General features: G+C 61.1%; 12 protein-coding genes. 5 read left to right on the top strand and 7 right to left on the bottom strand.

All coding sequences use genetic code 11. The annotated features are described in order from the left end of the window. Nucleotides 1-37: 37 nt before the first annotated feature. From EPO09_RS08305 to yfbR, 6 genes are all read right to left on the bottom strand, one after another. A complete protein-coding gene (locus EPO09_RS08305) occupies nt 38-1,903 on the bottom strand; it encodes a cellulase family glycosylhydrolase (protein ID WP_290642043.1) in 1,866 nt (621 codons plus the stop codon). Nucleotides 1,904-2,075: 172 nt separating this feature from the next. Further along, nucleotides 2,076-2,486, bottom strand: coding sequence for a GNAT family N-acetyltransferase (locus EPO09_RS08300; protein WP_290642041.1), 411 nt, complete (start codon nt 2,484-2,486; stop codon nt 2,076-2,078). Nucleotides 2,487-2,489: 3 nt separating this feature from the next. Next, nucleotides 2,490-2,945 carry a hypothetical protein gene (locus EPO09_RS08295; protein WP_290642039.1) on the bottom strand — a complete coding sequence of 152 codons (456 nt, stop codon included), beginning with the start codon at nt 2,943-2,945 and terminating at the stop codon, nt 2,490-2,492. A 104-nt stretch (nt 2,946-3,049) separates the two neighbouring features. Continuing rightward, nucleotides 3,050-3,991 (bottom strand): GAF domain-containing protein, encoded by a 942-nt coding sequence (locus tag EPO09_RS08290; protein WP_290642037.1) that lies wholly within the window; start codon nt 3,989-3,991, stop codon nt 3,050-3,052. An 84-nt stretch (nt 3,992-4,075) separates the two neighbouring features. Continuing rightward, nucleotides 4,076-5,740: a SulP family inorganic anion transporter gene (locus EPO09_RS08285; protein ID WP_290642035.1), complete on the bottom strand. Its 1,665-nt coding sequence runs from the start codon at nt 5,738-5,740 to the stop codon at nt 4,076-4,078. Then, nucleotides 5,740-6,345, bottom strand: a complete 606-nt coding sequence (gene yfbR, locus EPO09_RS08280; protein ID WP_290642033.1) for a 5'-deoxynucleotidase — start codon at nt 6,343-6,345, stop codon at nt 5,740-5,742. Before yfbR ends, EPO09_RS08285 begins: the two co-directional genes overlap by 1 nt. Before the next feature lie 110 nt (nt 6,346-6,455). Between yfbR and EPO09_RS08275 the strand changes: the two genes are divergently transcribed. From EPO09_RS08275 to EPO09_RS08255, 5 genes are all read left to right on the top strand, one after another. Further along, complete coding sequence (locus tag EPO09_RS08275; RefSeq protein WP_290642031.1) at nt 6,456-6,836, top strand: DUF3592 domain-containing protein; 381 nt, start codon at nt 6,456-6,458, stop codon at nt 6,834-6,836. A gap of 107 nt (nt 6,837-6,943) precedes the next feature. Further along, nucleotides 6,944-8,038, top strand: coding sequence for an efflux RND transporter periplasmic adaptor subunit (locus EPO09_RS08270; protein WP_290642029.1), 1,095 nt, complete (start codon nt 6,944-6,946; stop codon nt 8,036-8,038). Continuing rightward, on the top strand, nt 8,035-11,304 hold the full coding sequence (locus tag EPO09_RS08265; protein ID WP_290642027.1) for an efflux RND transporter permease subunit: 3,270 nt from the start codon (nt 8,035-8,037) through the stop codon (nt 11,302-11,304). Before EPO09_RS08270 ends, EPO09_RS08265 begins: the two co-directional genes overlap by 4 nt. Nucleotides 11,305-11,353: 49 nt before the next feature. Beyond that, on the top strand, nt 11,354-11,566 hold the full coding sequence (locus EPO09_RS08260; protein WP_290642025.1) for a DUF2892 domain-containing protein: 213 nt from the start codon (nt 11,354-11,356) through the stop codon (nt 11,564-11,566). A gap of 50 nt (nt 11,567-11,616) precedes the next feature. Further along, nucleotides 11,617-11,907 (top strand): metal-sensing transcriptional repressor, encoded by a 291-nt coding sequence (locus EPO09_RS08255; RefSeq protein ID WP_290642024.1) that lies wholly within the window; start codon nt 11,617-11,619, stop codon nt 11,905-11,907. A 19-nt stretch (nt 11,908-11,926) separates the two neighbouring features. On the opposite strand, the gene EPO09_RS08250 is transcribed toward EPO09_RS08255, so the two are convergent. Beyond that, nucleotides 11,927-12,116: prolipoprotein diacylglyceryl transferase family protein (locus tag EPO09_RS08250; protein ID WP_290642022.1), on the bottom strand; the 190-nt coding region annotated here is incomplete at its 5' end.

Raw genomic sequence — 12,116 nt, 5'->3', positions numbered from 1 at the left:
TCCATGATCTATCCCTATTCTTGATGATGATCCGACTTCAAACGCGAGAAGTCAGTTTGCGACCGGACGTTGCCGTGGACAGCAGCTCGCTGATGGATTTCGAAGCGCGCCAGCCAACGTAGCCAGCCGACGATTCGGTATCGTCAGCAAACCAGGCCCAGCTGAAACCATTGGCCTGCCATGTGTAGATCAGGTCTCTCACGTAGGTGAAGCGGGCCATGTCAATCTGAGCGGCCGTTCTGGGTGACTCCAGCCACAACAAAGCGATCGGCATGGTGATCGTGGCGCTTGTACCCGTGCCCGACGGCACGACGCAATCAGCGCCCTGGAGCACCGTTCCCGCCACGGCGCCAGCGGGTGCCTTGAAGCGAATGGTGTAGGCGTGACGTGTCAGCGTGACTTGCTGAGCCGTAGCCAGCAGCAAGGACGCAGCGACAGCATTGGTCGGGCCAACGACGCGCGCATTGGGTTGACTGAAAAACTCCTTGGTCATGGGGGAACCAGCGCTGGCCCAGCTGTTGTAGCCACTCGTGGCCGTGGCGTTGGTGAACTCGTTCGGATAAGCCGCCTTCAACTGCGCCAGTGTCTTGGGACAAGACGACACGCGAAAGCCTGTTCCGAGTGCATCGTTGGGGGTATTCACGTGGGCCAAAGTGGCCGTCATGTAGCCGTCCGTGCCCACTTCCAGACGGGTGATCCAGCGCCGCTTGGTTGCGCCGAACAGACCAAAAGCCCCATTGCGGTCATCTGCTGACAAGGCATCGAAATCAGCCTGGCTGCGGACAGTGGTCAGCCTGTCGAGCAAAGGCGCCTGCCATGGCACCGTGTTCTGAATCTCGGACACCCGCTGGTTGGGATAGACCGTGCTGCGTGAAGACGGCAACACCGGGTAGACCTGATTGAGATTGGGCTGAACCGCCGAGAACTCGCCCACAAAGATCGGCACACCAAACTTGCGTCCGAAATCGGCCGCACCTTGGATGCCCGCTTGAATGTCGCTCACAGCGCTGTAGGTGCGCAACTCGTAGTTCGGTATGCCGTCATACCAGTACGAGGCTTGCACGACACCGGGCAGCGGGTAGACCGCACCGACTTCTTCATATGACCACTCATTGACACCCTGATGCGTAAAGCAACCTGGGTCGTAGTGATGGAACGAATAGACGATCTTCTTTTGCGGGTCTTTCAGGAAAGGACCAGTCGTGGCGTTGAAGCTGGGGCCATCAAACACGCCCAGAGACTTGGGATTGCCGGAGTACACGCCTTCCACGATCAACGGCAACGAGGTGATGCCCGCGTTGGTTTCGTAGCCCCGGATGTCGTTCACGATGGCCTGCGCCAACTGAGGCCAGCCATTGGTTTGCGCCTGTATCTGCGCAAATGTGAGGTCATCGCTGGGCAAGCCTGGTTCATTGATGATGTCCAGACCAATCAAGGCCGAATGCGTCCCCCACTTGGCATAGGTCTTGAGCCAGAACTGGCGCAGATTGTTGGCGTAGCCGCTGGCGGGGTCCCACAACTTGCCACCCCCACCTTGACTGTAGTCAGTGACCAGGAACACGCCGATTCCCAAGTTTTTACAGGTATCCAGGATCTTCGTGATCTGTGCTGCGACGGCCGCATAGGTGATCGTGGCATCACCCCAGGCCTGATTGGTCATCGCCGTGCTGTCCCAACCAGCGCTGGATTGCGCAATGGCGGTGATATCGGGCTCCAGAATCGAGTTACGACCAGCCCATCCAAACCACAGACGAATGGCGTTGTGGCCTCGTTTGACGGCCAGGTTGGCCAACAATTTTGTCGAATCGCTCGCTTCGGCGCCCATGTCCAGATTGGTGGCGGCGATGAGCCCCTTGGACCAATAGGTCCAGGCACTCTGTCTGCTGACAGGAATAGATGGCATAACCGTTCCTTGATGTTTGTGGTGAATGACCTGGCACCGATAACGGATATCAAAGGCACCGATGGCGCCAAAATAATAACCACCATTTACCAGGACATGGCAATCAAATTGCCGCAACAAACAAAATAGAACGATAAACACATGGCGTTACCAACCAACGCAACAAACATCGTCACGCGGTTTTCGTACCTGGCAACACCCAGGCCCGCGGATTGTGCTCAAAGCCGAGCTTGGGGTAGTACTCATTGGCTTTGGGCGCGGCAAGCAGCACCACCATGCACTCTGGTTGCAGGCGCTTGCGGGTTTCTTCAACCAGGCGTGTGCCAATACCCTGATGCTGGCAGCCCTCATCCACAGCCAGATCGGCCAGGTAAGCGACATAGGTGAAATCGGTCAAGGTGCGCGACAGGCCAACCAGCTTGTCACCCGCCCAGGCCGTCACCAACACATTGGCATGCCTGAGCATGCCCTCGAAGATGTCCGGCCGGTGGATGGGTCGTCGTTCGCCTAGCGTGGAGCGCTGGTAAAGGTCAATCACCTGCGCTGCGGTGAGCACAGCGTCATCTCGGTATACAAGGTCCATCACTCAGTCACGGTCACGATCACGTCGGTCATGCCCGCGCCCGTGGTCGCGATGCTCCTGGTCATGGCCGTATGCATTGCCACGACCATGCTCACGTCTGTCAGATGGTCCGAACCGCGGGTCGCGCTCATGTTCGTGCGCCCAACGATCCCTGATCCACTCTTCCCGAACGAAAAACACCGGTTGCCCGCATGCACTATAGCGACTGCAATAGCGGCGCCAGTCTTGCTGATGCTGCGGCGGCACATAGAGGTAGATCGGGCTTTGGTAGGCAGCCACCGGCGTAGGTTGCACGATCACGGGTTGGGGGTACACCACCACGGGTTCGGGGTAGTTGCCGATATTGATACGGCCATACACCCCTGGTTGGTTGATGCCGATCGAGATACCCACGTTCGTTTCAGCGAACGCCGGCACCGAGCCCAGAACAGCCAGGGAAAGCAGGAGTTTCTTCATCATCATGACACTCCAGTTGTGAAGATCTCCATTTAACGCGCGCGACGCCCCCCTTGTCGACAGCAGCCGGCACGTTTACAGGCGTTTACGCAGGCCAGGGGGCACGCTCACAGGTAGAGCGCCACAAACTCCGTCACCTTGTCCTCCACCAGAACGGGCAAGCACAGGCAACCCTGCACGCCCGCTTTGGCCGCAGCCTGCCCCCATGGCCCGGTCCATTGCTGGGCCGCATCGGTCAAGGTCGGCACGCCCTCGCTGACCAGTTGCCGGATGGGCGCATCAACGTCGCTCAGGCTCAGGGCCGTCACCACATTGCCCAAATCCCCTTGCACTTCGCAATGGCCGCCCGCCAGCACCAATCGGGCCGTGTTCCTGTCATGAACCCAGCGTTCCATGCGACGCGCCACAGGCGTGGACGTACCGGACAAGAGCATCAAGACATAACTGGCGTTTGTGCTGGAATGGCAAGGCAAAGCCATCGCGCGGCAAATGCCGGCATCGGTAGCGGCTTCTCCTCGCAAGAAGCTGGTGCTGGCGTCAGCCTGTCCCAGCATGACCGCTTCGTCGCGCTGCCAGGCCATGCCCGGCAAGCCCATGCCGCGAGGCAGATAGGCATCACGCGACAGTTGCTCGAACGCTGGGGGCAAGCCGCCGTAATAGCCATCCAGCAAGGTGATGTCCGAACTGATTCTCGGGTCGTTGCGCCACAACTCCATCGCACCTTGGCTGGCCTGGTCATCGCCACCGAGCAAGGTCACCACAGCAGACAGTTCGCCAGCATGGAAGAAGGGCAAGGCCACGGCACAGGTCAATCCCGCCATGTGCGCGGCACCGGCGCGGCGAAAATTCAACTCATCGAATTGCTTGAGCAAAACGGGATGCCCTTGCTCCCAGGCCTCGCCGGGCAAGCCCTCAGCGCGGCCAAAGCACATGCTCCGGCTGAGCGCACCAAAACTCAAGGCATCGCCAAACAGGCCCGCACCAAATTCGAGCAATGTGTGATCTTGAGCGGGCAACCAGATTTCTGCCGCGCGGATAAACGACTTCATGAAACAACCTCAGGCGAAATGTTTTGTGTAAGCCAAGGTTGAAGCAATAAGCGCACCAAGTCGGCGAATGGTGCTGATGCCGAGTCAGGGGGGTAAAGGCGAGGGCTGCAGCGGTGGCCGTGATGATGGCAATTGCGCTCGCCCCAGCTTGACCGCGTCATCAATGCTGAGCATGGTCAGCGTGCTGTGAGACAAGGCCGCGCGCCGCAAAACGATATAAGCCCGGCTTTTGAGACGCGCCACGATCAACAATTGCCCTGCGCTGGACAACTCCGCACTCAATTCCTTCATCGCTTCCACGCAACTGCCGTCCAGATCGGAGGATTCCTCCAGGCTGAGGATCAGACATTGCGCCCCCGGGCAGCGCCGCCATGCCGTGCGAATCTGCGCCATCAGGCTTTCGACATTGCCAAAAAACATCGGCGCTTCAGGACGCACGATCAACAGGCCCTCTTCCTGCCGCACCAGCGGAGACAATTTCACATCGATGAAATCGTGCCCCTCGTCCAGCCGCCCCAACACCGCCACGTGAGCCTGCGCCAGCCCTCGCAGGGTCATGAACAAACTGATCCCGATGGCAGCCAGCAAGCCGTCCAGCACCCCCAACCACAAGACGGCAGCCACCGCGAGCATGGCCACCAGGCGATCGCGCTGCCAGACAAAATACGGTTTGAACGAACGGGGATCCAGCATGTGGGCCACGGCATGGATCACTATGGCGGCCAGCACGGGCTCGGGCATCTGCGCCACCACAGGCAGCAAGCTGAACGCTACGACCAGCAGCACCAGCAGCGCGATCAGTCCGGCCCAGCGGGACTGTGCTCCCGCTGATTCATTGGTCACACTGGCGGAATAACCCGCACCAACTGGCATGCCATGCACGATGCTGCTCAGCACATTGGCCACACCAAGTGCCAGCAGGTCCCGATTGGGCTGAACCTCATCACCATGCTTGATAGCCAGGCTGCGTATCGCGCCGTATGACTCGGCGTACAGAATGAGCACCATCGCCACGGCCAGCTCGCCCAGGCGCAGCCATTGCTCACGCTGCAGAGATGGCCACGCTGGCTGGTTCAGATGCAACTCGATCACACCGACCGGCACCACCCCTTGATCGGCCAGATGCAGGTGATGCTGCAAGGCGATCCCTGCCAGCATCACCATCAGAGCGCCCGGCCAGTGTCGCCCCAAGCGCGAAAACGCATACAAGGCCAACAGGGCCGCCCCACCCATGATCATGCTGGGGCCATGCCAATGAGCATTGTTCATCAGCACGCCACTGAGCACCGATTGCGCGTCATGCCCAGGTACCACCACCCCCAATAGCCTGGGTAGTTGCTTGACGATGATGATCAAGGCCAGCCCAAAGGCAAAGCCTCTGAGCACAGGCTTGGAGATGAAGGCCGATACAGCCCCCACCTTGGCCACGGCACCCAGCACAAACAGCAGCCCGGTCAGCAAGACCAGGCCAGCGGCCAACTCCATGCGCACAAGCGTGTTCATGCTCGCCAGAGAACCCGTCGCGGCCAGCAACACGGCAGCAGATGACGACGTTGCCGAGACAATCGCAAACCGGCTGCTACCCAGCAAGGCATAACTCAACAAGCCCATGAACAGGGCCAGCACGCCGGCCTGTGGTGGCATGTTGCCGATGCCTGCATAAGCCACCGCCTCAGGCAACAACAAACCGGCCACAGACAGGCCGGCCAGCACGTCTCGCCAGGAGGGGCCGCGCGAGGTCAAATGCATCACTCCCCTTGCATCAGGGAGTCCAGCGTCAGCTCGAAAGCCGAGCCGAAGGTATCGAGGAAGTACCGCACCTCAGGCGTCATGTGTTCATCAATCTTGGATTTGACCTGGATGGTGGCCTGTTCGAACTCCTTGTTGCCATAACGCAGCTCGGCGCGGCACTTCAGCCAGGCGGCCAGGCGGTCTGCCGACTTGATGAGGCGAGCCTCTTCGTTCGGCCACTCATGGTGATCCATCGCTGACCTCAAGGCCGGGCGAACAGCAGGCGGCAGCAGGCGCAGCATTTCCTCGCAGACCTCGCTCTCCAGGTTCTGGGTGGCGTGGCGCATGGCGGGCGAATACTTCACGGGCGTGGGCAAATCGCCAGTGATGGCCTCCGTTGCGTCATGGAACAAGGCCCGTGTTGCCACTGAATTGGGGTCGATGGGCTTGCCCAGCACATCACGCGCGATCACCGCCAGGGCATGCGCGATCACGGCCACTTCCCAACTGTGCTGCGCCACATCCTCTTCCACCGCATTGCGCATCAAGCCCCAGCGCTTGATGAAGCGCAGACGCGACAGATGGGCATAAAAAGGGCTGTGAGTCGCTGTGGTTTGAGGCATAAAGTGAAAAACGGCAGGCGCAGTACGGACAGAAACAGGCTCCCATCTTCGCGCAAATCCGCTCGAATCACGACGCCCACCGCCTTCACTGCAACCCTGACACCACACCCATGCCCGACGACCTTGGCAAGTACCTGATCATCGCCTTCATCGTTGGCGCGGTTTACCTCGCCTGGCATGCCTGGCAGATCAAGAGCGCCAGCCCGAACTGGCCTTCTGTGGAGGGCGAGATGCTGGTCGCCAAAGCGCGCGCGCGCAATGAAACGGCCGATCAGCAAGGCACCCCGACGCACGAGTGGTTCACCGAAGTCCGCTACCGCTATACCGTCAACGGTGTGAGCTACACGGGTGATCGCCTGCGCGCCTTTGGCCGCAACCATTTCGATGAGCAACATGCCCTGCAAGAACTGGCGCCTTTTCCTGTCGGGCAGAAGGTGCGGGTCTACTACGACCCTGCCAAACCAGCTTCGAGTGTGTTGATTCCTGGGTGATCGATTGATTTGTCACGGGATTTCGCTTGTCCTGAAATCTCTGAACGCTTGCATACCCCACTGGGTATATGTATACTCCCTACCGTATTGTGTGAGGAGCGCGTTTCATGGCCAGACACCATGCCGTTAAATTCCTGTTGCTGGCCCCCCTGTTGGCAGCCAACTTGCCAACGCAGGCGCAAAACCCTGGCTTGACAGTGCCCACGCTGCGCGTGCAATCACAAGCTCGCGAAGGCGTATTGGAATGGGACGGGATGATTCAGGCTGTGCGTCAAAGCACGGTGGCCGCACAGGTGCCAGGCAACATCACGGCCTTGTTTGTGAAGGCTGGCGACACCGTCAAGGCGGGGCAAGCACTGGTGCAAATCGATGCCCGCGACACCCAGGCTGCCCTCACCCGCAGCCAGGCTGAAGTCGCGCAGGCTGACGCGCAATTGACCAACGCCAGGCTGCAATGGGAGCGAAGCCAGGCGTTGAAGTCACAAGGCTTCATCAGCCCAGCTGCCCTTGACGCAGCGCAGGCCCAATGGCGAAGTGCGCAAGCGCTCTTCAATGCGGCCAAGGCAGGCCAGACGCAAGCCGCACTGGCCAAAGGATTCACCACCATCACGGCCCCCTTTGACGGACGCGTATTGACCACGCAGGCTGACGTGGGTGATCTGGCCTCGCCAGGGCGCCCCATCCTGACGCTCTACGCGCCACAAGCCATGCGCGCCGTGGTGCAGGTACCAGCCTCGCTGGCTGAACGGATCAGAACCGCCAGATCGACAGAAGTGCTGCTGCCCGCAAGCGGCAACGTCAACGCATCGGCCCAATGGGTGCGCGCCAGCCGCGCTCAAGCTCTTCCTGGCGCAGATGCCGTCTCACAGACCATCGAATGGCGATTGGACTTGCCCGCCACCACTGCCCTGCCCGGCCAGACAAGCCGCGTGCGCTTCAGTGACATGGCGAGCGCATCACCTGGCAATAACGCGCAAGAAACCGGCTTGAGCGTGCCAGCAGCAGCAGTGATGAAACGCGGCGAACTGACCGCTGTGTATGTGGTCCGGGAAGGTCAATTCATGCTGCAAGCGGTTCGCACCGCCCCAGTCAGCGCCCAAGCCAGTTCCGTGACGGTTCTCAGTGGCATTCGCGCCGGAGACACCATCGCTGCAGACGCCTTGAAGGCAGGCTTGGCCAACGCCAGCCCGGCCAAGCCATGAGCGCGCCCGACCGCCTGGGCGTTGCCGGGCGCCTGGCCCAGGCCTTCCAGCTCAACGCCCTGACGCCGCTGCTGGCCATCGTGGCCATGCTCCTGGGTTTGTTCGCCGTGCTGGTCACGCCGCGCGAAGAAGAACCCCAGATCAACGTCACCATGGCCAATGTGCTGGTGCCCTTCCCTGGCGCCTCCAGCCAGGATGTGCAGAACATGGTGGCAGGCCCTGCAGAGCAGGTGCTGGGCCAGATTGCCGACATCGAACACACGTATTCGGTGTCACGCCCCGGTATTGCCGTGCTGACCGTGCAGTTCAAGGTGGGCGTGCCACGCACGGATGCCCTGGTTCGCCTGTATGACGTGCTCAACGCCAGTCAGGACTGGCTGCCACGCAACCTGGGCGCCATGCCGCCCATCGTCAAGCCCAAGGGCATTGATGATGTGCCCGTGCTGGCCATCACGCTGTGGGGTCGAGACGCCCAATCCGCTCTTGAACTGGAGCGCGTGGCGCGCAGCCTGGAGGCCGAGATCAAACGGGTGCCCGGTACCCGCGAGGTTCAATCGATTGGCGGCCCCGGGCAGGCCGTGATGGTCACGCTGGATCCCAGCCGACTGAAAGAACGCGGCGTGGACATCGGCTCCCTCCAGCAAGCGCTGACTGCGGCCAATCTGAGCCTGCCATCCGGTGCCGTGCTGCAAGCCGGTACTGGTCCACAAGCAACCAGCCAGATGCTGACGGTCGAAACCGGCGAGTTCCTGCGTTCGGCCGACGACGTGGGCAACCTGGTGGCGGGCGTCAGCCACGGCAAGCCGGTTTACCTGCGTGAAGTGGCACAGGTCGAATGGGGCGCACAACAGGCGTCTCGACATGTCTGGTTCACACCTGGCGCCGGTTCGACTCAAAACGCTGCACCAAAGGGCCTCGGCCAGGCCTTCCCCGCCGTGACACTGACCGTCACCAAAAAGCCCGGCCAGAACGCCGTGGACGTGGCCAAGGCAGTGCGGCATCGCCTCGATGAGTTGCGCAACACCATCGTGCCCGCCAACGTGGACATGAGCATCACCCGCGACTACGGCGAAACCGCCGCAGAAAAAGCCAACAAGCTGATCCAGAAGCTGGCGTTCGCCACCGGCTCCGTCATCTTGCTGGTTGGACTGGCACTGGGGCGTCGTGAGGCCGTGATCGTCGGCGCCGCCGTGATCCTGACCTTGACCGCCACCTTGTTTGCATCCTGGGCCTGGGGCTTCACCCTCAACCGCGTCTCGCTGTTTGCCTTGATCTTCTCGATCGGCATCCTGGTGGACGATGCCATCGTGGTTGTCGAAAACATCCATCGGCATCAACAGTTGACGCCCGGCAAGCCACTCAAAGAGATCATCCCGATAGCCGTCGATGAAGTGGGCGGCCCGACGATTCTGGCTACGCTGACCGTGATCGCGGCTTTGCTGCCCATGGCCTTTGTGAGCGGCCTGATGGGCCCCTACATGAGCCCGATCCCCATCAACTCCAGCCTGGGCATGGCGATCTCGCTGGGCATCGCCTTCACGGTCACGCCCTGGCTGGCGCTCAAGCTCATGAAGCCGCATGAGGCGGCGCACGGCGAAGCGGCCCATGCACCAGACGGCCCAGCAAGCAAGGTCCATCGCCTGTTCAACCGCGTGCTCATGCCCCTGCTGGTGCACCGTGGCAAGCGCTGGACGATGGGGCTGGGCATCATCGCCGCGCTGATGTTGTCCGTGGGGCTGGCCACCATCCCTTCATCGGGCATGGGCGTGATCCTCAAGATGCTGCCTTTTGATAACAAGAGCGAATTCCAGGTGGTGCTGGACATGCCCGCTGGCACACCCTTGGAAGACACCGAAGCCGCACTGCAAGACATGAGCGCCTTCCTCGCCAGGCAGCCCGAAGTCATGAACCTGCAAGGTTACGCGGGTACGGCTTCGCCGATCACTTTCAACGGCCTGGTTCGCCAGTACTACTTGCGCGCCGATGCGGAACAAGGCGATCTGCAGGTCAACCTGGTGGACAAGCACCATCGCCATGAAAAGAGCCACGCCATTGCACAGCGCCTGCGCATCGATCTGGAAAAGATCGCCGCACGCCATGGCGCCCGCATCAAGGTGGTGGAAGTGCCGCCAGGCCCGCCTGTGATGTCCCCGCTCGTGGCCGAGGTGTATGGCCCGGATGAAGCCGGCCGCATGCAACTGGCCCAGCGCATGGCCAAGGCCTTTGGCGAGACGGCAGACATCGTCGGCATCGACACCAGCCTGAAAGAAGATGCGCCCCGCGCATTCTTGAAGGTGCAACGTCAACGCGCCGAATCCTTGGGCATCCCGGTCGCCAGCGTGGCGCAAGCCGTGCAGGCAGCACTGTCCGGCGCAGACCCAGCCTATTTGCATGACGGTCAGTCACGCATCGCTGTGCCTGTGCGCATTCAGCTGCCACGCGAATCACAGATCGGCCTGGACAAGCTGCTGGCCCTGCCCATGCGCGCCGCCAACGGCCAACTGGTGCCTTTGTCAGAGCTGGTGCAAGTGGAGCGCGGCGTGATCGACAAGCCTCTCTTCAGCAAGGACTTGCTGCCCGTGAGCTACGTGTTTGGCGACATGGCCGGCAAACTGGATTCGCCGCTATACGGCCTGTTTGCGATTCGCAGCAAGCTGGATGCCGCAGCGCTGCCCGACACCGGCGGCATCAGCGAATACTGGATCAAGCAGCCCTCGGATCCCTACCGCGGCTATGCGCTGAAATGGGACGGCGAATGGCAGATTACCTACGAGACCTTCCGTGACATGGGCGCAGCCTATGGCGTGGGCCTCATCCTGATCTACCTGCTGGTGGTGGCGCAGTTCAAGTCCTACCGCACGCCGCTGATCATCATGGCGCCGATTCCCCTGACCATCATCGGCGTGATGCCCGGCCATGCCTTGCTGGGCGCGCAGTTCACGGCCACCTCCATGATCGGCATGATCGCCCTGGCCGGCATCATCGTGCGCAACTCCATCCTGCTGGTGGACTTCATCGAGTTGCAGGTAGCACGCGGTGTGGCCTTCAAACAAGCTGTGGTCGAGTCTGCAGCGGTGCGGGCCCAACCCATCGCGCTGACCGGTATCGCCGCCATGGTGGGCGCCTTCTTCATCCTGGATGACCCGATCTTCAATGGCCTGGCCGTCTCGCTGATTTTCGGGATCCTGGTGTCTACGCTGCTCACGCTGGTGGTCATCCCCGTTCTGTATTACGCGGCTTATCGCCGCCGCAACGAACCCGTCTGATCACCCTGTACCCGGCTCTTCAGGAGCGCAAGAAAGAAGGAAAACCGCCATGACCGTTGAACGCATGATTCGCATTGTTGCCGGCCTGTTCATCATGACCTCGCTCGCCTTGGGCGTTGAGGGCAGCCCCGTGTTCGTGTCGAAATGGGCCCTGGCCTTCACAGCCTTCGTGGGCGCCAACCTCTTCCAGTTCGGCTTCACCAATTTCTGCCCGATGGCCATCATCTTGCGCAAACTGGGCTTCAAAGATTGTGCACAATGAAGGTTCGCACGCCTTCCCTCCCTGACGCGCCCTCACCGGGCGATTGCACCATGGCAGCCCTGGACAACGACAAAAGCCGCACCGACATCCTCAACCGCCTCAAGCGCGCGGAAGGCCAGTTGCGCGGCATCCAGCGCATGATCGAAGAAGGCGACGGCTGCCTTGCCATCGCCACCCAAATGGCCGCCGTGCGCAAAGCGCTGGACAGCACCTATGTGCGCATGACCGTGTGCTTCATGGAACAGCAGTTGCAGGCCAAGCTGGGCACCGATGCCCAGGACAAGGCCGCCATGAGCGAAATGTTCGAGGAAATCGAGACCTTGCTGGGCAAGATCCGCTGAACCGAGACAGCTCGCCGGGTCAGCTCGGTTTCACATCCCGCTTGCCGGTATAGAACCAAAGCAGCGCCCCAATCAGCACCATCGGCAAACTCAGCCACTGGCCCATGCTCAAACCCATGCTGAGCAAGCCCAGGAAGTCGTCCGGCTCACGCGTGAACTCCACGCAGAACCGTACCAGGCCATAGCCCATCATGAACAGTGCCGTGGCC

Source organism: Aquabacterium sp. (genome assembly GCF_004297345.1).
Lineage (GTDB): Bacteria > Pseudomonadota > Gammaproteobacteria > Burkholderiales > Burkholderiaceae_C > Aquabacterium.
Note: the sequence above shows the minus strand (reverse complement) of the source record. Positions and strands in the feature narration are given on the sequence as shown.

Coding starts and splice junctions, on each gene's coding strand:
- EPO09_RS08305 (WP_290642043.1), bottom strand. CDS start 1,903: ATGCCATCTATTCCTGTCAGCAGACAGAGTGCCTGGACCTATTGGTCC.
- EPO09_RS08300 (WP_290642041.1), bottom strand. CDS start 2,486: ATGGACCTTGTATACCGAGATGACGCTGTGCTCACCGCAGCGCAGGTG.
- EPO09_RS08295 (WP_290642039.1), bottom strand. CDS start 2,945: ATGATGAAGAAACTCCTGCTTTCCCTGGCTGTTCTGGGCTCGGTGCCG.
- EPO09_RS08290 (WP_290642037.1), bottom strand. CDS start 3,991: ATGAAGTCGTTTATCCGCGCGGCAGAAATCTGGTTGCCCGCTCAAGAT.
- EPO09_RS08285 (WP_290642035.1), bottom strand. CDS start 5,740: ATGCATTTGACCTCGCGCGGCCCCTCCTGGCGAGACGTGCTGGCCGGC.
- yfbR (WP_290642033.1), bottom strand. CDS start 6,345: ATGCCTCAAACCACAGCGACTCACAGCCCTTTTTATGCCCATCTGTCG.
- EPO09_RS08275 (WP_290642031.1), top strand. CDS start 6,456: ATGCCCGACGACCTTGGCAAGTACCTGATCATCGCCTTCATCGTTGGC.
- EPO09_RS08270 (WP_290642029.1), top strand. CDS start 6,944: ATGGCCAGACACCATGCCGTTAAATTCCTGTTGCTGGCCCCCCTGTTG.
- EPO09_RS08265 (WP_290642027.1), top strand. CDS start 8,035: ATGAGCGCGCCCGACCGCCTGGGCGTTGCCGGGCGCCTGGCCCAGGCC.
- EPO09_RS08260 (WP_290642025.1), top strand. CDS start 11,354: ATGACCGTTGAACGCATGATTCGCATTGTTGCCGGCCTGTTCATCATG.
- EPO09_RS08255 (WP_290642024.1), top strand. CDS start 11,617: ATGGCAGCCCTGGACAACGACAAAAGCCGCACCGACATCCTCAACCGC.